The organism is Streptomyces sp. NPDC048383, assembly GCF_040651775.1.
GTDB lineage: Bacteria > Actinomycetota > Actinomycetes > Streptomycetales > Streptomycetaceae > Streptomyces.
The window spans coordinates 1-24,944 of the sequence record NZ_JBEZKS010000016.1 but is presented as its reverse complement, the minus strand read 5'-3'; the positions used below and the strand labels follow the sequence as shown (position 1 = coordinate 24,944).

Annotated in this window: 23 protein-coding genes and 1 pseudogene; 10 read left to right on the top strand and 14 right to left on the bottom strand. The window is 69.9% G+C overall.

Features of this window, described 5'->3' with window-relative positions; genetic code table 11:
- Positions 1-14 precede the first annotated feature (14 nt).
- Positions 15-1,346: a PQQ-binding-like beta-propeller repeat protein gene (locus tag AB0D46_RS13855; protein ID WP_362877540.1), complete on the top strand. Its 1,332-nt coding sequence runs from the start codon at positions 15-17 to the stop codon at positions 1,344-1,346.
- A 377-nt stretch (positions 1,347-1,723) separates the two neighbouring features.
- Here AB0D46_RS13855 and AB0D46_RS13850 read toward each other — a convergent pair whose 3' ends face one another.
- The 4 genes from AB0D46_RS13850 to AB0D46_RS13835 form a co-directional block, all read right to left on the bottom strand.
- The gene (locus AB0D46_RS13850) at positions 1,724-2,053 is read right to left on the bottom strand and encodes an STAS domain-containing protein (RefSeq protein WP_362877539.1); all 330 of its coding nucleotides are present in this window, start codon (positions 2,051-2,053) and stop codon (positions 1,724-1,726) included.
- A gap of 90 nt (positions 2,054-2,143) precedes the next feature.
- Positions 2,144-2,560: an ATP-binding protein gene (locus AB0D46_RS13845; RefSeq protein WP_362877538.1), complete on the bottom strand. Its 417-nt coding sequence runs from the start codon at positions 2,558-2,560 to the stop codon at positions 2,144-2,146.
- Between the two features lie 74 nt (positions 2,561-2,634).
- Positions 2,635-3,885 carry a PP2C family protein-serine/threonine phosphatase gene (locus tag AB0D46_RS13840; RefSeq protein WP_362877537.1) on the bottom strand — a complete coding sequence of 417 codons (1,251 nt, stop codon included), beginning with the start codon at positions 3,883-3,885 and terminating at the stop codon, positions 2,635-2,637.
- Positions 3,886-4,295: 410 nt separating this feature from the next.
- Positions 4,296-4,655: an ATP-binding protein gene (locus AB0D46_RS13835; RefSeq protein ID WP_362877628.1), complete on the bottom strand. Its 360-nt coding sequence runs from the start codon at positions 4,653-4,655 to the stop codon at positions 4,296-4,298.
- A gap of 806 nt (positions 4,656-5,461) precedes the next feature.
- Between AB0D46_RS13835 and AB0D46_RS13830 the strand changes: the two genes are divergently transcribed.
- The gene (locus tag AB0D46_RS13830; RefSeq protein WP_362877536.1) at positions 5,462-5,719 is read left to right on the top strand and encodes a hypothetical protein; all 258 of its coding nucleotides are present in this window, start codon (positions 5,462-5,464) and stop codon (positions 5,717-5,719) included.
- A gap of 299 nt (positions 5,720-6,018) precedes the next feature.
- On the opposite strand, the gene AB0D46_RS13825 is transcribed toward AB0D46_RS13830, so the two are convergent.
- The 6 genes from AB0D46_RS13825 to AB0D46_RS13800 all read right to left on the bottom strand — a co-directional run bounded on the left by AB0D46_RS13825 (position 6,019) and on the right by AB0D46_RS13800 (position 12,293).
- Complete coding sequence (locus tag AB0D46_RS13825; protein WP_362877535.1) at positions 6,019-7,224, bottom strand: PP2C family protein-serine/threonine phosphatase; 1,206 nt, start codon at positions 7,222-7,224, stop codon at positions 6,019-6,021.
- Between the two features lie 265 nt (positions 7,225-7,489).
- Positions 7,490-8,536 (bottom strand): acyl-CoA desaturase, encoded by a 1,047-nt coding sequence (locus tag AB0D46_RS13820; RefSeq protein WP_362877534.1) that lies wholly within the window; start codon positions 8,534-8,536, stop codon positions 7,490-7,492.
- A 227-nt stretch (positions 8,537-8,763) separates the two neighbouring features.
- Positions 8,764-9,009: a hypothetical protein gene (locus AB0D46_RS13815; RefSeq protein ID WP_362877627.1), complete on the bottom strand. Its 246-nt coding sequence runs from the start codon at positions 9,007-9,009 to the stop codon at positions 8,764-8,766.
- Positions 9,010-9,050: 41 nt separating this feature from the next.
- Positions 9,051-9,506, bottom strand: coding sequence for an SRPBCC family protein (locus AB0D46_RS13810; protein ID WP_362877533.1), 456 nt, complete (start codon positions 9,504-9,506; stop codon positions 9,051-9,053).
- A 605-nt stretch (positions 9,507-10,111) separates the two neighbouring features.
- Positions 10,112-11,230, bottom strand: a complete 1,119-nt coding sequence (locus tag AB0D46_RS13805) for an acyl-CoA desaturase (RefSeq protein ID WP_362877532.1) — start codon at positions 11,228-11,230, stop codon at positions 10,112-10,114.
- A 7-nt stretch (positions 11,231-11,237) separates the two neighbouring features.
- Entirely contained in the window at positions 11,238-12,293 is a 1,056-nt protein-coding gene (locus AB0D46_RS13800) for a ferredoxin reductase (protein ID WP_362877531.1), read from the bottom strand.
- Positions 12,294-12,379: 86 nt separating this feature from the next.
- Here AB0D46_RS13800 and AB0D46_RS13795 point away from each other — a divergent pair, with 86 nt between their 5' ends.
- The 3 genes from AB0D46_RS13795 to AB0D46_RS13785 all read left to right on the top strand — a co-directional run bounded on the left by AB0D46_RS13795 (position 12,380) and on the right by AB0D46_RS13785 (position 15,096).
- The gene (locus AB0D46_RS13795; protein ID WP_362877530.1) at positions 12,380-13,519 is read left to right on the top strand and encodes a helix-turn-helix domain-containing protein; all 1,140 of its coding nucleotides are present in this window, start codon (positions 12,380-12,382) and stop codon (positions 13,517-13,519) included.
- A 370-nt stretch (positions 13,520-13,889) separates the two neighbouring features.
- Positions 13,890-14,615, top strand: coding sequence for an SDR family oxidoreductase (locus AB0D46_RS13790; RefSeq protein ID WP_362877529.1), 726 nt, complete (start codon positions 13,890-13,892; stop codon positions 14,613-14,615).
- Positions 14,616-14,667: 52 nt separating this feature from the next.
- Complete coding sequence (locus AB0D46_RS13785; protein WP_362877528.1) at positions 14,668-15,096, top strand: DUF427 domain-containing protein; 429 nt, start codon at positions 14,668-14,670, stop codon at positions 15,094-15,096.
- Between the two features lie 105 nt (positions 15,097-15,201).
- Here AB0D46_RS13785 and AB0D46_RS13780 read toward each other — a convergent pair whose 3' ends face one another.
- Entirely contained in the window at positions 15,202-15,762 is a 561-nt protein-coding gene (locus AB0D46_RS13780) for a TetR/AcrR family transcriptional regulator (RefSeq protein WP_362877527.1), read from the bottom strand.
- Between the two features lie 105 nt (positions 15,763-15,867).
- Here AB0D46_RS13780 and AB0D46_RS13775 point away from each other — a divergent pair, with 105 nt between their 5' ends.
- The 3 genes from AB0D46_RS13775 (at position 15,868) to AB0D46_RS13765 (ending at position 18,452) form a co-directional block, all read left to right on the top strand.
- The gene (locus AB0D46_RS13775; protein WP_362877526.1) at positions 15,868-16,716 is read left to right on the top strand and encodes an alpha/beta hydrolase; all 849 of its coding nucleotides are present in this window, start codon (positions 15,868-15,870) and stop codon (positions 16,714-16,716) included.
- A 140-nt stretch (positions 16,717-16,856) separates the two neighbouring features.
- Positions 16,857-17,942, top strand: a complete 1,086-nt coding sequence (locus AB0D46_RS13770; RefSeq protein ID WP_362877525.1) for a PP2C family protein-serine/threonine phosphatase — start codon at positions 16,857-16,859, stop codon at positions 17,940-17,942.
- Between the two features lie 171 nt (positions 17,943-18,113).
- Positions 18,114-18,452, top strand: coding sequence for a hypothetical protein (locus AB0D46_RS13765; protein WP_362877524.1), 339 nt, complete (start codon positions 18,114-18,116; stop codon positions 18,450-18,452).
- Between the two features lie 34 nt (positions 18,453-18,486).
- On the opposite strand, the gene AB0D46_RS13760 is transcribed toward AB0D46_RS13765, so the two are convergent.
- Positions 18,487-19,656, bottom strand: a complete 1,170-nt coding sequence (locus AB0D46_RS13760) for a DUF6545 domain-containing protein (protein WP_362877523.1) — start codon at positions 19,654-19,656, stop codon at positions 18,487-18,489.
- Between the two features lie 3 nt (positions 19,657-19,659).
- Positions 19,660-20,175, bottom strand: coding sequence for a toxin-antitoxin system, toxin component (locus AB0D46_RS13755; protein ID WP_362877522.1), 516 nt, complete (start codon positions 20,173-20,175; stop codon positions 19,660-19,662).
- Positions 20,176-20,905: 730 nt separating this feature from the next.
- Between AB0D46_RS13755 and AB0D46_RS13750 the strand changes: the two genes are divergently transcribed.
- Positions 20,906-21,967: a MoxR family ATPase gene (locus tag AB0D46_RS13750; RefSeq protein ID WP_362877521.1), complete on the top strand. Its 1,062-nt coding sequence runs from the start codon at positions 20,906-20,908 to the stop codon at positions 21,965-21,967.
- Entirely contained in the window at positions 21,964-23,781 is a 1,818-nt protein-coding gene (locus AB0D46_RS13745) for a hypothetical protein (protein WP_362877520.1), read from the top strand. Before AB0D46_RS13750 ends, AB0D46_RS13745 begins: the two co-directional genes overlap by 4 nt.
- A 280-nt stretch (positions 23,782-24,061) precedes the next feature.
- Here AB0D46_RS13745 and AB0D46_RS13740 read toward each other — a convergent pair.
- Positions 24,062-24,944 (bottom strand): annotated as a pseudogene (locus AB0D46_RS13740) (hypothetical protein); the annotation flags it as partial.

The following is a 24,944-nucleotide window of genomic DNA, read 5'->3' as shown; positions in this document are numbered from 1 at the left end:
CTTAGCCTGCCCCAATGCGTACAGCGGCGGAACACCAGCAGAACGTCGGCCGCCGTCAGGTCCTGAAGTTGGCGACCGGTGCGGTGGGCGGGCTCGCCCTCACGACCTCCGCGTGCGACGTCCTCGGCGGTGCACCGGAGGAGGCCAAGCCGCCGGCTCTGAAGCCGCTGTGGACCTGGGCTCTCCTGGACAAGGACGGCAGCGGTAAGGGCTTCGACCACGCTCCGGTGGTGCATCAGGACGGCGCGCTCTACGTCAGGTCGAAGATGGACGGGCTGTACGCGATCGACGCGGCCACCGGACGCGAGCGTTGGTGCGCGCCGTTGTTCGGCGCCCTTCCCGGCGCACCGGCGGTGACGTCGCATGCGGTGTTCATCGCCACGGACGGCGGCGCCGTGCACGCGCTGCGCATCGCAGACGGTGAGCCGCTGTGGCGCCAGGTTCCGGGGAGTCGCCTGCGCAACCCCAGCGCGGGGGACGTGTGGACCAGTGGATCCGTCGCCCTGGTCAGCTTTCTGCCGTTCACCTACGACGATGATCCTGCACCGCCGCCCAGTGTCCTGTACGCACTCGACACGCGGAACGGGGACCTGCTGTGGCACACCGAAGCCTCGCTCCTGGAGGTGCGGGACGGCCTCGCGTACGTCAACCCGCCGGACGCGAGCCTGACCGCGCTCGATCCACGCACCGGCGTTGCCCGCTGGTCGGCACCGCCGGAGAAGTCTGGGGGCAAGTGCACCCTGGACGCCTTCGCCGCGGGACTGCTCTTCGGGCGCAACGGCAACATCGGCATCGGCTCGAAGCTGGTGGCGTACGACCCGGGCACCGGTGGCGTCCGCTGGACCGCACCAGCGGCGCACGCCTCGGTGCCGGTGGCGCACGGCGACACCGTATACATCAGCGCGCCCGGCCCAAGCCGGCGCGACGCACAGGAGCTACATGCCTTCGACGCCGCGTCGGGCAAGCGTCGCTGGACCGCGCCCGCTTTCTCGACCACGCTCAACGAGAGCCCCGCCATCGCCTCTGACAGGGACTGCGCGTATCTGCGCTGGAGCGAGGACTCCCTCGTGGACGACGATCGCACGACGCTGCGTGCCCATGACGCATTCACCGGGCGGGAACGCTGGCGAAGTGAGCGCCCTGACGCCTCCTATGCGGCGGACGTGGCCCCGGGGAATCGTTTGTTCATCTGCTACTTGCGGGACTGGTACTGCTATGACGCCCGCACCGGCAAGGCGCTCTGGCGTTTGAGCGCGGGAGAGGGTACCTCGGGCCCGCCGCCACTCGCCGCCGGCGGGCTGCTGTACTTCGCGAACGACGAAGGCGTACGCGCCCTCCGCATCTGACCCCCCGCACTACGCACACTCAGCATTCGGTGCGACCTGGTCGACCCGACGCAGGTGCAAGTGGCGTCGTTCACCACGGACGACTGGGCTTCCACCCTTCTGCGGTGTCACGCCCGGCCGTCGGGGGAACGGCCGGGGACGGGTCTGCGTGGGTTTCACAACCGCTCCTGCCCGCAACCGACCATATGCGCGGACACATCCCCGAGCTTCCCGAGGAGAACGTCCTGGACGCGCCCCAGCTGGTTCCGCGACGTCGCGCATCCCTCGCCAGGCGACGACGTCGCGGCTGGGCCGCTGGGTACAACACGGCCGCAGCCTGTAGCTGGCCGGCGGTGCTATCCCGTCGACGCCCGAGAAGTTACCGGGGCAGGCGCCCGCTACTCGGTCTTCCCATCGGTCACGTCCTCGATGGTGAGCACCCGGTCGGTGCCTGTAACGGCCAGCAGACGGGCAAGCTGACGCGGTAGAGGGCCCACCAGGCGCAGATCGTGGGCGCGGTTGAGGGTGAGGAGCAGGTTCAGGAAGGTGGAGTCTCCGAAGGTGATGCCGCGGACGTCCAGGGCCAGCCGCTCGACGCCGGCCGCTGTGACGGCTGTATCGCAGACGGCCTGGAGCGGGTCGAGGGTGCTGAAGTCGAACTCCCCCGCGCACCGCACCACGCGCTGCCCGTCGCGATCGGGCAGAACGGTCACTGTCGTCGATTCCACAACGCCTCCTTGTGCACAGGTACGGATGATGCCCCCAGCCTGCCGGGCCGCCGCTCGCCACCCGCAGCCTTCCCGACACCGGAAGCGGGATCAGCTCAGACGCAGTACGGCTGTGATGGTCTTGCCATCGGAACGGAGGGTGATGTCGATGTGTTCGGTCAGGCGCTGGATGAGCGGCCATCCGTATCCGCCGGGCCGGCCCGGATCGCCTCGTCGGGAGGTCGGGGTGCGCGTACTCGCATCGCCGACCGACAGCTGGAGGGCGTCACCGCTGAGGTCGGCGTGGAAGAGGGTGAGGCCGCCACCGTGCCGGATCGCGTTGGTGACCAGCTCCGTGGTGACCATGAGGGCGTCCGCGGCGATCACGCTGTCAAGGCTGACGCCGATCCGCTCCAGAAACTTGCTGACGTACCGGCGGGCAGCGGCCGAGGTGGTGACGGCCAGCAGGCTGCCGCTCCCGTGATCATCCGATCCGGTAGCGCTCCGGCCTGCTGTTGGCGTGTCCATCCGTGCTCACCTGCCCTCAACCGCGGATGTCATGCCGTACCGGCGCGTGCGGCTACAGTCTGATGATCAGGATGTCATCGCTCAAGACCGAATCGCCTTGCGGTAGCGGCTTGCGAGCCGAAAGACCACCCCTCTAGGACCGCAGCCCCTTCCGGACGGGGGCCGTGCCAGTCCAGGCACAGCACGGTCGCGTCATCCCGCGGCGGCCGGCCGTCGTAGGTGTCCTTGACCGCGCCGACCATGGCGCGCACGACCTCACGGGGATGCTCGGCAGCGGTCTTGCGCAGGAGCCCGGGCAGGTCGACCGCTGCCGCTTCGCGTTCCTGCATGCCGTCGGTGTGCAGCAGAAGACGGTCACCAGGTCGCAGGTCGAGGTCCTGGACCTGGTAGACGCCCTCGTGATCGCCGAAGCCGAAGGGCAAGTTCACCGCCAGGTCGACTTCGGTGACCGTGCTGTCGCGCAGGAGGAAGGGTCGGGGGTGGCCGGCGTTGACGAGCTGGGCGCCGCCTCCGTCGAGGGCGATCCGCAGCATCTGCCCGGTGGCGAAGGTGCGGTGACCGTGATCGAGGAGGATCTGGTGAGTCTGGCGGGCCTGCTCGGCGAGGTCCTGGCCGGCGCGGCGGGCACCCCGGGAGGCGTTGACCAAGAGGGTGGCCATGAGGGAGGCGTGGACGTCGTGACCCATGGCGTCGGTGATCGACAGGTGCAGGGTGTCGGTGTCGAGGCTGTAGTCGTAGGTGTCGCCGGCGATGGTCGCGGCCGGGACCAGAGCGCCCGCGAGGGTGAACTGGGGGGCCTCGCACGCGGCGGCGGAGGGCAGGAGCTGGCGCTGGATCTCCGCGGCGACGCTGACCGTGGTGGTGCGGTTGCCCCAGTGGTAGAGATCGGTGAACCGGCGGTCCGTGACGATGATGTAGGCCAGCGCGTGGGCGGCGTCCTCCACCTGCGCCAGAAGTTCGTCCGTGACATCGGTGGTGAGGAACAGTTCCAGGACGCCGACGGTGTCACCGCGGTTCGTCACCGGGGCCAGGACCCGCTGCCCCGACCCGTCCGGCTCCCGCACCAGCCGCTGGGTGCGCAGGACCTCGTCATAGATGCCGCTGTCGGCGAGCGGGATCCGCTCGGCGCGTTCCTCCGGGGGTACGCCCGCGGTGTCGTGGACCCGCAGCATGCGCCGGCCCACGATATCGATGAACAGAAACGACACATACCGGGCACCGAACCGGTCCCGCAAATTCCGCGCGACGACATTGAGGGAGTCCACCGGCGCGGCAGCCTCCGCCGCGGCCAGCACGTCAGCCAGCCCGAACCGATCAACCGCCACAACAGCCTCCACAAGATCCACGCTCAACAAGCCGGGCGGCAAGTTTCCCAGGTCTCCCCTTCGGACGACGACGCCTCACCGGATGCACCACATCGACCGCCCCACCCCATGTGGCTGCCCCCACCGCACAGCCACCAACCGTCAGCGCCCGACGGAGACCGTCACACCGCTCCGGCAGTTTGCATGGACACATCGGCATCTGGCAGGGGCCGGGTGGGTCGGCCTCAGTTCGTGCACCTCCCCCTCCGGAACCGACACAGGGCGGAGTCCGACCCACGACCCTGCCCCGGGCTGACGTTGAAAATAGGACGGGAACCTCACCGTCCCTTGCTTAAAGCCGAGGCGCTGGGGCTCCGCAGGCCGGGACCCGCCCCGGCATGCCGCGACCGACGGCAGGGCGGGTTCGGCTGCTACCAGGGAAGCTCCGCGCAGACGCTCTTGCCGCCGCCCGGGACCGGCTTCACGCGGATGTGGGTGGCGAGTCGCTTGATCAAGAACCAGCCCCATCCTCCGCTCCCGTCCGTGCCGGGGGTCCGCGGCCGGGGGGGTTGCGGGCTTTGGTCGGTGACACAGATGTCGATGGTGTCGTCGAGGAGTTCCAGGTGCAGGGCGCAGGGGCCGACGGTGTGCCGGATCGCGTTGGCGACGAGCTCGGCCACCACCAGGAGGATATTGTCCGTGCTCTCATCCTCGGCCGGGGCCCGCAGGCGGGCTGCACGGGACAGAAAGGCACGAGTGGCATCCCGCGCTGCCACGACCGGTCGGTTCATGCGGGGCAGGGGCTGATCCAGTACGGCCGCGCTCACCTGTTCCTCCTTCCGCCCTACGGGCTTGTGTATGGCGCATGCCCCGTCATGCGGAGGGGAACCGGCACACGGCCTACCGCCCGCGCGCATGCTGCGCACGGTCCGGTCTCCACCGTGACCGGGCGTAGCGTGGAAAGGCAGCGGGACGGCCCGGCTTCGGTGGATGGTCGTGGCCCCCTTGGCCTGCCGCCGCGCAGCGGTCCGGCTCCTGACGGGCCCCACGGGCGGCCGTGGCGTCCGTCTCGTGCAGGCACCGGCTGCACCGAAGACACCCGACGCGGCGAGCATCAGGGCGTTTCGCCTTGGGCCGCTCTCAGCCGGACGTGATGGTCCGCCTCCGTCCGCCGCGCGCCTGGCCGGCGCGGCCTGGTGCAGGCCGAGGCGGGTGCGCCGGTCGAGCAGGGCGGGCAGGTCCCGGCGCCGGGTGTGCGTCGCGACCTGTTCCCGGGGGACATGCGGGTCCACAGGGAATCAGCCACACCGGTAGCCCCGCCTCGACCAGGTCACCGACCATCCGGCCCGCCAACGGACGCCCCACCCGAAGCGGGTCCCCGAGCACCTCCGTCAGCTGCCACGAATGAGTCTATTTATTCCTTATGTGACGTTCACGCCTCCCTTTTCGGGTAGTCGCGGAGTGGGACGACGTCGATCTTGACGTGATCCCGATCCGCGGAGCGCACCGCGTGCTTCGCACGACGGATTGGACTGCTGCCATGACTACAGCGAACCCGGGCGGGACCCCTGGAGGTCACCGGCCCGCCAGTACCGACGTGTCAGGACACGGACACGGGACAACACGGCGCCTGTCGACCGAAACGAAGTCGGCCCTGAAGACGACCGAGTTCTTCGTCTACATCGCCTGCGTGATCGCGGTCCTGATCGCTTCCATGGTGGTGGGCACCGACGATGGGCACCGCGACTACTTCCGCGCAGACATGGCCTGGCTGTACATCGTGATCCTCACCTTCGGCTACATGATCAGCCGAGGCCTCGCCAAGTCCGGCAGCCGCGACCACTACGACTCCTGACACCCGACCGACGACGGCCCGAAGCCGCAGCCGCCTGCGACCTCGGAACCGCGCGGCCTTCACCGCCTTCACCTGCTGCGGGAATGGCGTTCATCCGCGACTGTGCTCCTTACCGTCCGCTGTCGGCCGGATGGCCCGCGCTTGCCCGGCGTCCGGCAATCGGTGACTGCTCGCCCACCCTCACTTCGCCAACGGGCCGCCGCACACCCTCGAAGACCGCCACGAGCTTCTCGATCGCGGTGCGGGAGCGGGCGTTGCGGACATCGGTGTGCAGCCGTACCAAATCCGGTCGCAGCCGGTCAGGGCCGGGGCGAGGCATTCGCGCGGAGGGCCCCGGATTCAGGGCCGTGCCAGTCCAGGCACAGGACGGTGGCGTCGTCTCTGGGCGGTTTCCCGTCGTAGGCGTCGGTGACGGCGCCGACCAGGGTGCGCACGACCTCGCGTGGATGCTCGGCGGCGGTTTTGCGCAGGAGGGCGGGAAGGTCGACCCCTTCGGCCTCGCGTTCCTGCATGCCGTCGGTGTGGAGCAGGAGGCGGTCACCGGGTCGCAGGTCGAGGTCCTGGACCCGGTAGGGACCTTGGATGCGCACACCGAAGGGCATGTCCACGGCGAGGCGGAGTTCGCAGACCGCCCCATCGCGCACCCGCAGGGGCCAGGGGTGGCCCGCGTTGACGAGTTGGGCGCCGCTCCCGTCCAGGGCTATGCGCAGGAGCTGGCCGGTGGCGAAGGTGCGGTTGCCGTGGTCGAGGAGGGCTTGGTGGGTCCGGCGGGCTTGTTCGGCGAGGTCTTCGCCGGCGCGGCGGGCGCCGCGAGAGGCGTTGACGAGGAGGGTGGCCATGAGGGAGGCGCTCGTGTCGTGGCCCATGGCGTCGGTGATGGACAAGTGCAGGGTGTGGGTGTCGAGGCTGTAGTCGTAGGTGTCGCCGGCGATGGTGGCGGCCGGGACCAGAGCGCCCGCGAGGGTGAACTGGGGAGCCTCGCACGCGGCGGCGGCAGGCAGGAGCTGGCGCTGGATCTCCGCGGCCAGACTGACGGTGGTGCTGCGGTTGCCCCAGTGGTAGAGATCGGTGAACCGGCGATCGGTGACGATGATGTACGCCAGCGCGTGCGCGGCCTCCTCGATCTGGGCGAGCGCGTCCGCGGTGACCTCGGTGAGGAACAGCTCCAGGACACCGATGGTGTCGCCGCGGTTGGTCACCGGGGCGAGAACCCGCTGCCCCCGCCCGCGGTCCCCGGCCAGTACGAGGCGCTGGCTGCGCAGGACCTCGTCGTAGACGCCGCTCTCGGCGAGGGGGATCCGTTCGGCGCGTTCCTCCGGAGGTACGCCCGCGGTGTCGTGGACCCTCAGCATGCGCCGTCCCACGATGTCGACGAACAGGAACGACACGTACCGTGCGGCGAACCGGTCACGTAGGTTACGCGCAACGACGTCGAGGGAGTCCACCGGCGCGGCGTCTTCCGCCGCCGCCAGTACCTCGGCCAGTCCGATCCGATCGCGAGCCACATCAGCCTCCAGGGGTTGCGGGCTCTCCTTCCCGCGAAAGAACGGAATTACAACCGGCCGGGCTGCCAGGCGCGGCGATGTGCGTCACCCATGGTCCGAACACTCGCTCGTCCGGTCGAAGCGGAGCAGAGGGTCGGCAAGCGGCTCGGCTCGATGCCCTGAACGAATTGCTCGCCGGCTTCGGCGACGGCATCGACGACATGGTGGCCGGTGGCCCGGACAGCTGCGGGCACGGCAGCGGCTGGAATACGGAGCCTCGCCACGGTCAGGTGGCGCCGGCGTGTCGAAGGGGGGCGCCGGCGTGGTGGAGGCTGGCGAGGGTCTGCCGGTAGGAGTCGATCAGGCTGGTCTCCAGGTAGCTGACTCCGAGTTCCTGGCAGTGGCTGCGGACGATGGCCTGGGCCCGGCGCAGGTGCGGGCTGGGCATGCTCGGGAAGAGGTGGTGCTCGATCTGGTAGTTCAGGCCCCCGAGCATGACGTCGGTGAACCAGCCGCCCCGCACGTCGCGCGAGGTCAGCACCTGGCGCCGCAGGAAGTCGGGCCGCTCCGTCCCTCGTAGGGTCGGCATCCCCTTGTGGTTCGGGGCGAAGATGGAGCCCAGGTAGATGCCGAACAGGCACTGGTGCACGAACAGGAACGCGATCGCCTTGCCAGGCGGAAGAACCAGGAACAGTACGCCGAGGTAGACCGAGAGGTGCGCGAAGAGGAGGCCTGCCTCCCATGCGCGGTTCTTGAGGGACTTGTCCGCCAGCGACCGGATCCCGGACACGTGGAGGTTGAATCCTTCCAGCGTGAGCAACGGGAAGAACAGGTACGCCTGGGAGCGGCCGATCAGTCGCGGCAGTCCCTTGGAGGTGCGCGCCTGGTCCTGGGTCCAGACGAGGATGTCCGGATCGAGGTCGGGGTCGAGGTCCTCGTGGTTGGGGTTGGCGTGGTGGCGGGTGTGCTTGTCCTGCCACCAGCCGTAGCCCATGCCGATGCCGAGGTTCCCGGCGATGCGGCCGGACAGCTCGCTGGCCCTGCGCAGGCGGAAGACCTGTCGGTGCGCGACATCGTGCGCCAGGAGCGCCACCTGCCCGAACACGAAGGCGAGGAATCCGGCGACGAGCAGCGTCCACCAACTGTCGCCGATCAGTACGAACGCCGCCCAGCCCACCGCGTAGAGGAAGGTCACGGTGGTGATGCGGATCGTGTAGTAGCCAGGGCGGCGAGCCATGAGTCCTGCCGCCTGGATTCTCTTGGAGAGCCGGGCGAAGTCGCTCCCCGCCCCCGCTGGAGTGGGCGGGGGAAGCACCTGTTGTACGGGATCCATGGTGAGAGGTCACTTTCCGTCGTCCACCACCCGGCGGTGATGGAAGGATCCGATGGCAGCGCCGAACCGGCGCGCCGGAACCCCGCGTACCTGGCGCCTACCCCCATTCCGGGAATCGACCGCCGGTGAGCGAACTCGGGTCCCCGGCCGTCGGGCCATTGCCTCGGCCGCGGCCGCTTTGGGCAGGACGCAGGCCCGACATGTCCACCAAGCTCACCCGTCGGGCGTCAGCCTGTTCCGGAAAGGCGGCGGCTCCATTGACGGAGCAGTCCCGCAGCCGGCATGAGCGTGCCCCACCAGCCGACGGCGAACGCCACAGTCCGGGCGCACGAGGCAGCCGCGATCGCGGCGACGAGCACCGTGATGCCGGCGAGCACCGCGAGGCATGGAGCGACACGAGCCAGAAGGCTTGCCTCCGGCAGCCGGCGGCGCATGGTCCGCAGCCGGTGTTCCAGGAGTTGGTCGTGGCGCAGCCCGGTCTCGATGGCGGCAAGGTGGTGGCGTTCGGTCGGGGTCAGGCTCGTGCGCGGTCCCGTCCGGCGGACTTCTCGACGACGTTCGCGAGTCGGGTGAGCATGCTTCGGTGGCGTAGCTGGATCAGTGTGTCGACCGCGGCGTTGTGGAGCGTGCCGCCGATGCCCCGCAAGGGGTGTTCATCGACTTTGACCAGGGCTTCGTCTCCCCAGGGGCGGACTTCGATGGCTACTCGGGCGGTGCCGATGGGGCCGCTGTCGACTTCCAGTTCCAGTTCCTTGGGGGCGTCGACGTGGCGTACGACAGTGGTGCCTGCCACGGTCCATGGTCCGATCCGGACGGTGTACTCGAGCGCGGATCCGAGTTCGGGCCACCGGCCGCGGGTGGGGCGCGAGTCGCTGGTGCCCACCACCCATTGCGCGTAGCGCGACGGGTCGGCGAGCACGGCCCATACCTGGTGTGGGGTGGCATGGATCAGTTGGTGTCGTACGGCCATGCTCGTCCTCCTGGGTGAAGGTGCTGGTTCGGCGCTTCGTGCGCAAGGACGGTCGCGTCGGTGACGCGACCGTCCAAGGGACCGCCGGTCTCGGGAGGTCGGTTGCCAGTCGGCGCAGCCGCTCCCCTTCCAGTCCGAGCAGGACCGCCTCGGCGCCGCGTCGGGACAGTGCGTGGCCGTGCTCGCGCGGGTGCCCTTGCGCCGGTCACCATGGCGACGCGCCCTTCCAGCGGGTGTGCGTCGTCGTGGTGCCGCTGGGACCGGGTCCTCATGGGGGGCGCCTGCCCGACCGGCGCGTTTCCACGCGCTGTCGGCGACCCTGGTTCCCGGGTCGGCGAGCGGTCGTTGACGCACGGTGCAAGTGGCTGCCCCATGCCGGGTTCCGGCCCCGAATCCGCGACTTGATGCTTTCCGGACGGTTCAGTGGCTCGACGTGAGCTGGATCGCCAGTCGACGGCCAACCATGTGCATGTCGGACCATGGCGACGCAGCCGTCGACAGAGCATGCTCGTTGCTCAGGGTCAGGGGCCGCCCCGCTGCCGGCGACGTCGGCGAACGGGCACGTACACCGATCCCCCCCCCCCCCCCCCGGGAACCGGGGAAGGTCAGGCCGCGACGAGTTCCTGCTCGCGGTCCGGCGTCGTGGTCCTGGGCTTCTTGTTCGGCAGCGAGAGCCGGAAGACCTTGTGCCACGCGGAGTACACCTGCTTGGGCAGGGGCCCGGTGACGTACTGCAGCTCGTACTTCTCGAACAGCGCGCGTACCTTGACCGCGACCTCGGCGTACCGGTTGCTCGGCAGGTCAGGGAACAGGTGGTGCTCGATCTGGTGCGACAGGTTGCCGGTCATGAAGTGCATGGCCTTGCTGCCGCTGATGTTCGCCGAGCCCATCATCTGGCGCAGGTACCACTGGCCGCGCGTCTCGTTCGTGATCGACCGGCGCTCGAAGACCTGTACGCCTTCGGGGAAGTGTCCGCACATGATCACCGAGTGGGTCCAGATGTTGCGGACCAGGTTCGCGGTGAACGTGGCGGCGAGCGTGGGGAGGAAGGACGGGCCCGAGAGGAGGGGGTGGATCACGTAGTCCTTGAGCACCTGCTTGCGGATCTTGCGGCCGACGGCCCTGGCCCGCGCGCGGAACTCCGGGCTCTTGCGGCGACGCTTGTGCAGGTTCTTGCCGAGTTCCAGGTCGTAGGCGGCGATGCCGTACTCGAAGAAACAGGCGTTGATGAAGTTCCACAGCGGCTGGCCGAGGTGCAACGGGTGCCACTTCTGGTCCTCGTCGACGCGCATGATGCCGTAGCCGAGGTCGTTGTCCTTGCCGATCACGTTGGTGTACGTGTGGTGGAGCTCGTTGTGGGAGTGCTTCCACTGCTCGGCCGGCGAGACGTGATCCCAGTCCCAGGTGGTGGAGTGGATCTTCGGGTCCCGCATCCAGTCCCATTGGCCGTGCAGGACGTTGTGGCCGATCTCCATGTTCTCCATGATCTTCGCCACGGACAGTCCGGCGGTGCCGATCACCCATGCGGGCGGGAAGATCGAGAACAGCAGCACGCCCCTGCTGACCAGCTCTAGCTTGCGCTGCGCCGAGATGACCCTGCGGATGTAGGCGGCGTCGCTCTCGCCGCGGCCGGCGATCACCTCGTCGCGGATCGCGTCCAGCTCGCGGCCGAGCTCTTCGATCTGCTCCGCGGTCAGATGGGCGGTGGGGTCGATGGCGGTCAAGGTGCTCCTACCGTTCGATGTCGCAGGGGCCCGCAGCGGCGGACACGCAGGTCTGGATGAGGACGCCCGGCCCGGCTTCGGTGACCTCGCCGGTGCGCAGGTCGCGGACGGCACCCGCCGTGAGCGGCGTGACGCAGCCGAAGCAGATGCCCATGCGGCACCCGGACGGCATGAGCACCCCGGCCTCCTCACCGACGTCCAGCAACGGAGTGGCACCGTCCGCGTCGACGGTCTTGCCGGTGGCGGCGAAGGTCACCTCGCCACCGTCGCCGGCGACGACGGTGCCGGCGCGGAAGCGTTCGGTGTGCAGGCGCTCTTCGACGCCGTGTGCGCTCCAGTGCGCTTCGGCGGCGTCGAGCAGGCCCGCGGGCCCGCACGCCCAGGTCTCGCGCTCGGCCCAGTCGGGCACGAGTTCGCCGAGACGGGCGATGTCGAGCATGCCGTCCGTGTCGGTGTGCACCTCGGTGAGCCGCAGCTTCTTGTCCGCGACCAGGTCGTGCAGGTCTTTGCGGAAGAGCACGTCGTGCGGCCGTGGCGCGGAGTGGATCATGACGACGTCGTCGAGATCGATGTCGCGCAGCATGCCCATCACCGGCGTGATGCCGCTGCCGGCCGTCAGGTAGAGCACCTTGGCGGGCTTGGTCCCGGGCAGTACGAAGTCACCGGTCGCCTGGTCGAGCTGGATCAGCGTGCCCGGTTTCGTCCTGCGGACGAGGTGGTTGCTGACCTTGCCGTCCGGGATCGCCTTCACGGCGATCGTGATCAGGCCGTCCCGACGGTTCGTCGGCGAGGTGACCGAGTAGGCACGCCACAGGCGCACCCCGTCGACGTCGACCCCGATCCGCACGTACTGACCGGCCGTGTGGCCGCGCCATCCCCGTCCGGGTCTGATCACGATGGTCGCGGCGTCACCCGTCTCGGGGTGCACGGCCTCGATGCGCCCCCGCAGGTCGGCACCCGCGCGCAGTGGGACGACCAGGTCGAGGTAGTCCGACGGCAGCAAGGGCGTCGTGACCATCTCCAGCAGTTTCCACGCCCTACTGCGGAGGGCTGTACTCGTCATGACCCCAGCTTGATCCGCTTCGGGGGGTAAAGTCCTGTCCGTAGGACGTGAATCTGATCAGTGGAATTGTTCGCAGGGAACAAAAAGTGAGCCATGCAATCCGGAGGGCCAGTGAACTGGTCCTGGATGAGACGACGATCACAGCGCTTCGGGCCGCGCTGAGGACCACCGCCGAAGAAATCGTCCAGGCGATCATCGACGAGGTCCCTCCCTACGCCAACGCCCTGTCCGGCCGCATGGGCGCCACCATCCGGCGGGCCGTCCGCACCGCCCTGGGCCTCTACCTGGACCTGGCGAGCGGGAACGCCACGGGCGGCACCGCGGGCGACGCGGCCTACGAGCTGGGCCGCGGCGAGGTCCGCGACGGACGTTCGATGGACGCCCTGCTCAGCGCCTACCGGGTCGGCGCCCGCGTGGCCTGGCGCGGCCTGGCCGCACGCGCCGTACCCGCAGGTCTGCCCGCCGCCGAGGTGGCCAAGTTCGCCGAGTTGACCTTCGCCTACATCGACGAGCTCTCCGCCGCGAGCGCCGCGGGTCACGCCGACGAACTGGCCGCCCGGGGCCGGGCCCACGAGCGCCACCTGGAACAGCTGGCCCGCGACCTCCTCGCCGGCGCGGGCCCGGACGTACTCCTTGCCGCTGCCGGGCGGGCCGGTTGGCAGCCGCCGACCTCATTGACCGCGGTCCTGCTGCCCGCCGCCCAGGCTCGGCCCGCCTTCCGCACGCTCGACCCGGGCACCCTGGTCCTCGACGATCTGCCGGACGCCTCCGGCGTGCTGCTCGTCCCCGACGCCGACCGAGCACACCTCCTGAGGCAGCTGCCCGACCGTGCCGCCGTGGTCGGCCCGGCCCGACCGTGGACGCGGGCGTCCGCCTCGTACGCACGAGCCGTACGCGCACGCTCCCTCTCCCCCGGCATCCGCGACACCGAGGACCACCTGCCCGAGTTGGTACTGAGCGCCGACGCGGACGCGTTCGCAGACCTGCGTACCCGAGCCCTCGCACCGTTGCGGACCTTGCCCGACGCGACCTCGCGGCGGCTCGAGGAGACGTTGCGGGCGTGGCTGCTGCACCAGGGCAGGCGGGACGAGGTGGCGGCGGCGCTGTTCGTCCATCCCCAGACCGTCCGGTACCGGATGTCGCAGCTGCGGGAGCTGTTCCCCGATCTCGGGTCGCCGCACCGGGTCCTCGAACTGACGCTGGCGGTCGGTCTCGGGGTGGGCTGACGTGTTTCCTCGACCGTTCACGACCGCGTCGGCGCACCCGAGCGCGGCAGCTACGCCCTCACCGTCCAGTAGGCCGTGGTGGCCGCGGCAGATGAGACGACACCGGGTCGTGTGACCAACCACGGCCACGGTTGCCCGAAGGGCAGTCAGCGACTCGTTGGCGTCTGGACCTCGCGGCAGGAAGAAGCTGGAATCCCAACGGGCCTCGGAATGCCCGCCTGCGCCGAATCGCTGCACAAACGCCGCAAGATGCTCGCAGCGGACGGGGTTCCCATACTGATGGCACCTGGTCTCGTACGGGCAGGAGCGCTGCGATGGAACCTTGGGACCTTGCAGGCCTGCGGAGCGAACTCGGCTCCGGTGGTCGCCGATGACCGGCCGGAGCATGGAAGGCGTCCGGATTCTCGTGGTCGGCGCCACGGGGGTTCTCGGTGGTCTCGCCGTCGAGGAACTCTCCGCGCGCGGCGCCCACGTGGCCCTGGCGGGACGCGATTCCCGGCGGCTGGACGATCGGGCCGGCCGGCTGGGCGGGCGTCCGACACGCCGGGTGGACGCGTACGACACGGATGGCTGCGCCGCGCTCGCCCCGTGGGCACGGGAGCGGCTGGGGGGTCTGGACGGCGTCCTGGTCACGGTCGGTGTGGCGGGTTTCGGTTCGGCGCGGGAGGTGTCGGACGCGGCAGCCGAACACATCTTTCAGGTCAACGTGCTGTGCCCGGCGGCGGTCCTGCGGTCGGCGGTCTCGTGCGTGGCGGAGGGCGGATTCCTGGCCGCGGTCACGGGGGCGATCGTGGACGCTCCGATGCGTGGCACAGCCGATTATGCCGCCGCCAAGGCGGCACTGGGTTGCTGGTTGGAGGTGCTGAGGCGCGAGGTGAGGGGGCAGCGGCTCAGGGTGTACGACTTTCGCCCACCGCACCTGGACACGGGATTCACCGAGCGCCCCGCCATCGGAAGGCCGCCTGCCCTGCCGCCGGGAGCAGACCCCGCAGTGGTCGTCGGGGCGCTGGTGGACCGGCTCTCCGGCGCAGAATCCTCGCGCGAGGCTCTGCCGCGTCACGGCCGGGGAGGGGACGGGCGTGCGAACCGGATCTGAGGGCGCTGACCGCCGGACCGAGTCGGTGTGGGACTATCCCCGTCCGCCCCGGGTGGAGACGGACGAACGCCATGTGGTCGTCGTACACGCCGGAGTGCGGGTAGCCGATACCCGTCGTGCCCTGCGCGTCCTGGAGACGAGTCATCCGCCGGTCTTTTACATCCCGGCGGACGACACCCTGTTGAGGCTCCTTGTTCGTTCCGGTTCGACGACGTTCTGCGAGTGGAAGGGCGTGGCCACCTATTGGAGCCTGGCCGTGGCGGACGCGGGAGTCTCGCCCGACGCGGCGTGGAGCTACGAGTCCCCCACCCCTGGATTTGCCTCGATCACCGGCCATTTCGCGTTCTACCCGTCCCGGGTCGGCGGCTGCTGGGTCGATGGCGAACCGGTGAGGGCGCAGCCGGGGGACTTCTACGGGGGCTGGATCACGGATGAAGTCGTCGGCCCGTTCAAAGGGGGGCCCGGCTCCGGCGGCTGGTGAGGGTGCCGTCGCCCGGCGCCGGTTGGTGCGAGGTTGCTCCCCCGCCCGTGGCGCCGACCCCGTCCGTGTCGGCCCCGGGCCCGCGCCGCCCGGAGTGTCAGCGGCTCATGAGCCCGAAGACGCGCCGCCCGTGGTCCGCGCGACAGCTGTGCGCAGCAGGTCGGCCATCGATCGACCGGCGACCCGTAGCGGTTCCGGATCGCGCGCGGCCCGGCTGAGCATGAAGGCGCCCTCCAACATCATGACCATCGACTGGGCAAGCGATCGTGCCGTCTCGGGATCGTCGACCCAACGGCCGAACCAGTGCGCCGCGGTGTCGACCCATTCCGCGAAGACCTCTGCCGTCGCCACGCGCAGCACCTCGTTGCTGCTGGCGACCTCCAATGCCATCGTCCCGATGGGGCATGCGTCGGCGTAGTCGGCCGCGGCGAGGTCGTGCGCCGCCGCCTCGAAGGCGTGCACGAGGGATTCCGCAGGATCCGGCACGCTGTCCAGCAGGGCCATGACCATGCGGCCGTACTCGGGTCCGGACGTGCGGATCATGTCCTCGGCCAACTGTTGCTTGCCACCGGGGAAGAAGTGATAGATCGAGCCGAACGGCGCTTCCGCCTCTGTCGCGATCCGCTTGAGACCGGTCGCCGCGTAGCCGTGCCGGCGGAACAGCATCGTGGCGGAGCCCTGGATCCTGGCTCGCGTGTCTGATCGTCCCATTGCCCTCTGCTCTCCCAGCCTTCATGCTTGCAGTAGAACAATCTATCAAGTGGGGGTCCCATGCCGAGGATCGAGCTGTCGTCCGGGTCAGTCGACTATCAGGACACCGGCGGCGAGGGGCCCGTGCTGGTGTTCGCCCACGGTATGCCGATGAACGAGACACAGTGGCGCAAGGTGGTGCCGCTGCTGGTCGGATACCGCTGCGTCCTGCCCACCCTGCCCCTCGGTGGGCACCGCCGGCCGATGAACGCCGATGCCGACCTGTCCCAGCGCGGCATCGCCCTCCTCCTGGGCGAGTTCATCGAACGGCTCGGCCTCGACCAGGTGACCCTCGTGCTCAACGACTGGGGCGGGGGCCAATTCCTGGTGTCGGAAGGACGGGACCAGCGCATCGCTCGCCTCGTGCTGGTGGCCTGCGAGGCCTTCGACAACTTTCCCCCCGGACCCGCCAAGGCCATGGCCCAGGTGTGCAGGGTCCCCGGCGGCGTCTGGCTCCTGACCCGACTCATGGGGATCCCCGCGTTCCGCCACAACCGGGCCGGGTACGGCGGTATGAGCGTCCGCGGGATCCCCGACGAGATCTTGGACGACTGGTTCGCTCCCGCCACCCGCAGCAGGGCCATTCGCAAGGACCTGGCCAAGTTCGCCACCGGGGCACCGGACCGCAGGACACTGTTGGCCTGGAGCGAGCGACTGCGTTCGTTCGACCGCCCGGTACTGGTCGTCTGGGCGACCGAGGACAGGCTGATGCCACGTGAGCACGGCCCCCGCTTGGCCGAGTTGTACCCGCGGAGCCGACTTGTCGAGATCGCCGCCTCGTCAACTCTCATCCCTGAGGACCAGCCCGAACGGCTTGCCGACGTGCTGACCGACTTCCTCGTCCAGACCGGAGCAGAGCCGATGCGTTGAGCGAAAGCCCTGCGCCCCGCGCCCCGTGCCACGAGGCGTCCGCGGCCAGCCGTCCTGGACAGCCTCGATCCGCGGCGCGGAAGGCGTGCAATGTCGCCCCTTCGAGTCGCAACCTGTCGCGGACGTCAGTGGGGGTGAGGATGACCATTGTGACCACGCCCCGCTCAACGAGCGCTCGTTATCGTCTCGTGCGCGCTCTGCCGCTGCTGCTCATCGCCGCGTCCGCGGTGACCGATCTGTGCACACCGCCACAGGATCGTTATGACGCCTTCCTGTTCATCGTGCCGGGGCTGGCCGCCGTGGCGTGGGGCGCGGTCGCGACCATGGCGTTCGGGGTGGTCGGTGCATTGGTCAACACGGGCCTGGACGCGGCTCGCGGGGAGCCCTTCCTCCCGGCGGGCCTGGCCGGGCTGGTGCTGATGATGGTGTTCAGCGCCGTGGCCGCCTGGACGAGTACGGAGCGCCGGCGGTACGAGCGTGAGGCGCGGCGGATGCGGGAAGTGGCCGAGGTGACGCAGCGGGCGATGCAGCATCCGCTGCCCGACCGTCTGGGGCGTCTGGATCTGTACCTGCTGTACGAGACGTCCGTGGCCGGCGCGCATGTCGGGGGCGACTTCTACAAGGCGCTGCAGGTGCCGGGCAAGGTGCGCGTGATGATCGGCGATGTGCAGGGCAAGGGGCTGGGTGCGGTGGAGACGGCGGCGGTGCTCTTGGCGTCGTTTCGCGAATCGGCCTATTCCGCGCCCGACCTGCCTGCGATCGCCCGCAGCCTGCAGACCAGCATGGAGCGGTACGCCGCCCGCGGGGACACCGCCGTGGCGGACCGGTTCGCCACGGTCCTGCTGGCCGAGATCCCCGACGACCTGCCCGTGGTGCGTCTGCTCAGCTGCGGTCATCCGCCGCCGGTACGCCAGCACGACGGGCGCACGGAGTACATCTCCTTCCGTGAGCCGTCGCTGCCGATCAACCTTCCCGTCGCGGTGGACGAGGAGCACGTGGTGGAGGAAGTCGCTTTCCAGACCGGTGACCGTCTCCTGCTGTATACCGACGGTGTGAGCGAAACACGGGACGACCATGGTGCGTTCTTCCCGCTCGACGAACGCCTTGCCGCGTGGGCGACGGAGCCGGACGAGAAGATTCCCACGCTGTTGTCGGGCGATCTGCACCGGTTCAGTAGTCACGGACTCGATGACGACACCGCGGCCGTCCTCATCGCGCACCGCTGATGTGCCGTCGGAACGTCCAGGGCTCGATCCCGTTGGTGAGCAGGTCGTGGCCGTCGGGTGAGCGGTTGTCACCGGCGCCTGACCAGGCCCATGGCCGTTGTCCGGGGCGTCTCGGCGGCTCATGCGAGGATGGTGGGGAGTTCCGCTTTGCCCGCTTCCAAAAGGCCGCACATGACCAGCAAGTTTCTCCCCTTCCGGCGCAAACGCGGGACGAAGGTCACCTATGAGGTGACCGGCACCGGGTCCTTCGAGGTGACCTATGCCGTCGGCGACCCCCTCAAGGGCGAGGAGAAGCAGGTCACGGGCGTTGTCACGCCGTGGAAGCAGGACGTCGTGATGTCGGGCATCGGCGCGATGCCCATGCTCACGATCACGACGTCCAACCCCGAGCATCCCGACGGCTGGCTCCAGTGCACGATCTCCATCGACGGTGAACTCGCGGTGGAAGGGGCGGTGTCCTCGCGGTCGGCCTGCGCGACCTTCACGGCTCTGCCCGGCGCGACCGGCTGACAGCTCCGGGCCCCGGGCGGCTACCGCTCCCTGATCACAGTGCGCGGGACAGCCGTTCCGGAAGGTCGCGGTACTGCGTTTCCGCCGCACGGTACGCGGAGACCGCGCGCCCGTTCTCCTCGCTCTCGGCCTTCTCGCCACGGCCGCGGCTGTCGGCCGCGCTGCGCACCATGGCGGCCAGGCCCGCGGTGACCGCGTTCGCGCCGGATGCTCCGTCCTCCACCGCCCGCAGGTGGGCCCGCTCGCGCACGTCGTCGTCGAAGTACGGGCGCAGTCCGAGTATCCAGTCCTGGATGCTGGTCTCGCGGTGGACCAGCCGCTGCTCCGGTCCGGCGTGCCAAGGCAGCACGAGGAGCGCCGGATGGGCGGGGTCGGGGTTCGGTGGTCGAACGACGCGGTGCAGGGGGTTGAGCGTGCGGTAGGTCCGCCACGGCTGCCAAACACGTTCGATGACGCGCTGCCCGAACACCGGGATGAGGAAGCCCGCGGAGATCACGAACGCGGCGAGCGAGATGAGGGGCGCCACGCCTTCGTTGAGCAGCGGCGACCGCGTCAGCGCGCCGGTGAGTTTCACGATTCCGAAAATCAGCTCCAGGAGGAAGCCGACGGCGAGGGTCAACAGGCCGGCCCACAGGCACCTCACCTGCGCGGTCGCCGATTCCTTCCGAGCGTCCTTCCTGATGTCGAGCGACCATTTCCAGGTGACCACCGTGGCCGCTCCCACGGCCACACAGTGGGCGAGCAGGTAGGTGAAGATCATCTCTCGGATGAACGGGGTGGCGGAGTAGTAGGTGTCGAAGTCGCGCAGTCGTTCGTCCGGCGCCTCGCCCAGGACGAAACACGCGATGATGATCAAGCCCACCAGGGTGTAGGCGAGCTTCCAGCGGCGTACCCGGCGCCGTGCCACGGCCTGGTGGCGCGAGTCCGCGCGCCAATTCTCGATGAGCACCAGGAAGCTGCAGGAGAACGCGGACAGCATGACGTAGACCAGCGGGGCGGAGAAGTTGCTCACGCCCGTGAGTCGGTTGACCAGCATGATCGTGGGCGGGGCGGAGAACGTGAACACGGCGCAGCCCAGGGCCAGTGCGATGTTGACGGTGCGCACCATGGGCAGCCGCCAGCCCCTCAGCAGTGCGGGGAGCTTGGCGATCAGCACGAGGAACACCACGCCCGCGGGGACGTAGTAGTTGACGCCGGTTTCCATGGATCAGCCTTCCAGCGAGGCCCAGATGCGGCCGGCCACGCCGTCGTTGGCGAGGCGGTCGGGAGCTCCGTCGAGGTAGGGGCGGAACTTGGTCGCGAGCATGCGTCCGAACAGCTCGGCGCGGCGCTCCTCCTCGATGCCCCCGTCGGTCCTCGCGGCGACGCGGATCACGGCTTCGCTGAGGTCCCAGCGCTCGCCCAGCACGCGTGCGGCGGCCGCCACCCCGGTGACCATGCCGTGGTGGCCGCAGCTGCCCTCCTTGCGGTGCCACAACTCGTGGCCGAGGATGACGAGTTGGTGCACGGGAGAGGTCTGTGCCTCCACCGCGACGAGATCGAGGTCGCCCATGTCGATCCATAGCCCGCTCACCGTGTCGGGCGGGAACGCCTGCAGGATGAGGCGTACCTCACGTCCGCTGCTCTGCGTCAGATAGGTGCACAGAGAGGTGAGCAAGGCGGCCGGTTGCATGGGTGCGACCGGGGCGACCCCCTTGAACAGCTCGTCGCGATGCCTCTTCATCTCGCGGGAATACCCCACCATGCCCCCAGTCCTGTTCCGCTGACGCAGCGCTGCCTTGGCGGCGCTCCATCAGCGTGTCCTCACTGCTCAGGGCTCCCCGGCCGCGCGCAGTTCGCTCCTCGCTCGTGTCCGTGCCCGACGCGTTCTCCACGTTCCGCGGCTCACGCTTCCGTTCCGCGCGTGCCCGTCCGACCCCGATCCGATGAGGGATGTCATGGTCCGGGCCGTGTCATCGGAAGCGTCGGCGGGGCCCGGGGCCGCATGATCGGGCGCTACCGCGACCTGATGTGATGTTTTGCTTTTTCTTGACGGGTAACCACCCGTTGAAGGCCCTCATCCTGGCTCACGAAGATACGTTCCAGCAAGTCACCGCGGATACGGGGAAGAAGCCGTTCCGGGGGGTCTGCCCACGGGACTGCGAGCGGCTCGATGTCGTTGCCCCCAGCGATGGATGCCGGCGACCGCGCCCTGCGGCGGACGGGTACGGCTCGCCCCTCGGATGCTCGACGATCCCCGGCATCGGTCCGGGTGGATCAGGGGATGGCCGGGGTTCGGCCGCCGTCCCTCGCGGCGGTGAGTCCGACGTCACCCGCCCACGAACCCGGGCATCCGAACCCGCCTTGACCGCCCACCGCCCACGGGAAAACCGGATGCCGGGCGGTGTGCGGTGTGCGGTGTGACCACACTGGCAGCGTCAGACGCCGCCCCACCCCGAAGGACGTCCCCGCCCGTGCAGGCTGCCGTCACCGTCACCCCCGCCGAGATTCCCGAACTGCTGCTCGGCCTCGCCACCGTGCGGCCCGTCTTCCTCTGGGGGGCGCCCGGCATCGGAAAGTCCTCGCTCGTCAGGAAGTTCGCCGACTCGTTGGGCCTGGAGTGCGTCAGCCTCCTCGGTACGCAGCTGGCCCCCGAGGACCTGATCGGCGTACCGCAGATCCGCGACGGCCGCTCCGTCTTCTGCCCGCCCGAGGCCATCGCCCGCGACGAGCCGTACTGCCTGTTCCTCGACGAGCTCAACGCTGCGGGTCCGGACGTCCAGAAGGCCTTCTACTCGCTGATCCTCGACCGCCGGATCGGCTCCTACGAACTGCCCGCGGGCTCCATCGTCATCGGCGCGGGCAACCGCGCCACGGACAACGCACTGGCGCGGCCCATGGCCTCGGCCCTGGTCAACCGCCTCACCCACATCCACCTCCAGGCGTCCGCAGAGGACTGGCTGGTGTGGGCCGGCGAACACGGCATCCACCCGTGGGTCATCGACTACCTCACCGACCGCCCCGACCACCTCTGGTCGCAGCCGCCCAAGACGGAGGAGCCCTTCTCCACCCCGCGCTCCTGGCACATGCTGTCCGACGCCCTGCACTCCTTCGGCCCGGCGCTGGAGGAGCAGGCCCTGAAGGTGGTCGCCCACGGCACCCTGACCCCCGCTCACGCCGTTTCCTTCTGCGGCTACGCCAAGATCGTCCGTCACACCTTCGGCATCGAGGCCATCCTGAAGGGCGACGCCTCGTGGCCCACCCGGCTCCAGGACCGCGACCTGCTCTACTACCTCGCGGAAGCCTTCCGGGGGCGCCTCCTCAAGGAACTCCCGGCGCGGAAGGAACACGTCTCCCCCGCCCTGCGGCAGCACACGTACCGCTTCAAGTCGCTCCTCGTGCAACTCGCCGAGATCTCCGTCGAGGTCGCCCAGACCGTCATCGCCGACGACGCCGACGGCCTTCCCGTGCTGCCCGGATGGTTCCTGATCGAGGCCGCCCGCGACATGCCCCGCCTGGTCGAGGCCCGCCGGTGAGCCGGAGCGGCAAGTCCCGCGCGAAGGCCGCCGCCAAGCCCGATCCGGCCGGCCAGGCCTTCGCCGAGGGCCTCGCCCTGGTCAAGCAGAACCCTGCCCTCGGCGCCCTCCACGGCAAGGTCTGCCGCGAGGCCGGCTGCCCGCAGTCCCCGGCCGGGGGCCTGGCCGCCGTCACCTCCAACGGCGTCGTCCACGCCCACCCCACCCGACGGGCCGAACCCCGCGAGTGGGCGTGGGCGATCGCCCACGCCCTGCTGCACCTCGGGTTCGGCCACGTCCCCGCCGCCCCGGACGAGGACCGCGCCCAGCCGGACCCGTTCGACCTCGCCGCACGCTGCACGGTCGTCAACCGTTTCCTGCTGACCTTCCCCGTCGGCCGCGCCCCCGACCATCTGCCCGCCGAGTACCCCGGCGGCGACGAGGACGAGCTCGCCGCCCGCTGGCGCCGCGACGGCATACCGCCGGCCTACGAGCACTGCGGCACCGCCGGGCGCGGACCCGACCAGGTCCTGACCACTTGGCGCACCTGGAACACCGCCGTCCCGGACTGGCAGACCGCTTTCGCCGCCGCGCTGACGCGCAGCGTCTCCGCCGCCATGGACGTGGCCGGGGGCCGCCTCGACCGGACCACCGGCCAACGCGTCGCACAGCGCCCCTGGGACCGGGCCCTGAACTGGTTCGTGTCCTCGTACCCGCTGCTCGGCGGGCTCGCCGCCGGTCTGACCGTCGTCGCCGACGCCGAGTTGGCCCGCGCCCAGGACATCTCCATCGCTGCCGTCAGCGCCGGCGCCGGGGAGATCTACATCAACCCGCTGCGCAGCTTCGAGGACGACGAGTGGCGGTTCATCCTGGCCCACGAGATGCTGCACGCCGCCCTGCGCCACGGCGAGCGCCGGGGCCCGCGCGACCCGTTCCTGCACAACGTCGCGGCGGACTACGTCGTCAACGACTGGCTGGTGGAGATGCGGATCGGCAGCATGCCCGAGGGACTGCTGCACGATCCGGCGCTGCGCGGGCTCTCCGTCGAGGAGGTGTACGACCGGATCGCCGGTGACCTGCGCCGGATGCGGCGCCTGGCCACCCTGCGCGGCACGGGCGCCGGCGACATCCTGGGCGAGCCCCTCGCGCACGGCGCAGGGCGCCCGTACACGGATCTCGACGAGTTCTACCGGCGCGGCCTCGTGCAGGGTTTCGACCTGCACGAGCGCGGCGGGCGCGGCCTGCTGCCGGCCGGGCTCGTCCAGGAGATCCGGACCCTGGCCCACCCGCCGGTGCCGTGGGACGCCCGGCTCGCCCGCTGGTTCGACGAGCACGTGCCGAAGCCGCAGGCCGTACGGTCCTACGCCCGCCCGGCACGCCGCCAGGCCTCCACCCCGGACATCCCGCGCGCGGGGCGGTACTTCCCGCCCGAGGAGATCGCCCGCTGCACCTTCGGCGTGGTCCTCGACACCTCCGGTTCGATGAACGCCGCGCTGCTGGGCAAGGCGCTGGGAGCGATCGCCTCGTACGCCGAGGCCCGCGACGTTCCGGCGGCGCGGGTCGTCTTCTGCGACGCGGCACCTTACGACGCGGGCTACGTGCCGCCGACGGAGATCGCGGGTCGGGTCCGGGTCCGCGGCCGGGGCGGCACGGTCCTACAGTCGGGCATCGACCTGCTGCAACGCGCCGACGACTTCCCTCCCGAGGCGCCCCTCCTGGTGATCACCGATGGTTGGTGCGACACCCTGCGCGTCCGCCGCGAACACGCTTACCTGATCCCGCAGGGCGCAGGTCTCCCCTTCACGCCGAAGGGCCCGGTCTTCCGACTGACCTGATGCACAGTGGACCGTGGGCCCACGGGAGGGGTCCGGACGCGGGGCCGTCAGTGGTGGGCGGCCGCGTCGTCCTCCCGGTCCCCGTACTCGTCGTCGTCGCCGTGGTCGGGCCTGCCACCGTGATCGGGTCGCGGTGCCTCCCGGTGCCGGGGTGCCGGTCCAGGTCAGCGTGCTGCCCGCGAGGGCGGCTGAGCCGGTCCGGCCGTTGACAGCGGGCGTCGGCGCTACGGCGGCGAGCGGTCCGACGCCCCCGGCCGCTGGGGACGACGGCCGGCAGGTCTCAGTTCCGGGCGTTGAGTTCGGCGACGATCGACGCCGGCGTGTGCCCGCTGCCGTCGGACAGCTTGTGGAAGTCGACCGAGACGAAGTTCGGGTCGCGTCCACCGGCCGCCGGACGGCATCGTTCGCTGATGCGGTCCCGCAGTTTGGTCCCGTTGTCGAGTACGGCGTTGATCACCGTGGGCACGTTCCTTTGATGGCTCATGGTGAAGAGCCTCCGGAAGCCCGGTTCCTGACGGTCGAGCGGTACGTCGGACCATCGGCTGACGCAGGAGACGTCGTTGCCCAGGTCGCCGAGGCTCCAAAAGTTGCTGACGGTCCAGGCCTTGTCGTACATGACGCCCAGGTGCTCACGGTCGGGCTCGTCGCTGAAGATCAACAGGCGCGTCCCGGAGCCAACGAGGTCGGTCATCCTCGGCCAGCCCTGCTGGCGCACATTCCACGCGTCGGGGCGGAAGAGCAGCTGATCGAGGCCGCGTACCCGGCCGAGCGAGTTCCCCAATTGTTGGGCGCTGACGTAGTCCTCAAGGAAGATGCTCACCACTTCCTGGGGGTTCGCCTCCAGGAACTCCACCACGGTTTGCATGCTGCCCTGGAAGGACTGCCTGGGCAGAGCGTAGGTGACCCCGGCGAAGGTCTTGCACTCGCCGTGGCAGAGATGGACGTCACTGGGGTAGCAGTCGCTGCCGAAGCTGATGACGCAGAGCCACTTACTGCGCTCGTACCAGTGGGTGTCCAGGCTCAGGCCGCGCACCCCGCTGTCGAGCTGATGGCGTATGGATTCGGACTGGGCCACTGAACTCCAGCGGGAGTCCTCGTAGTGGCCGTCCGGGGAGACGACCGGAGGCCGGGCGTGCGTGGGGCGCCCCAACCGATGGTTGGGG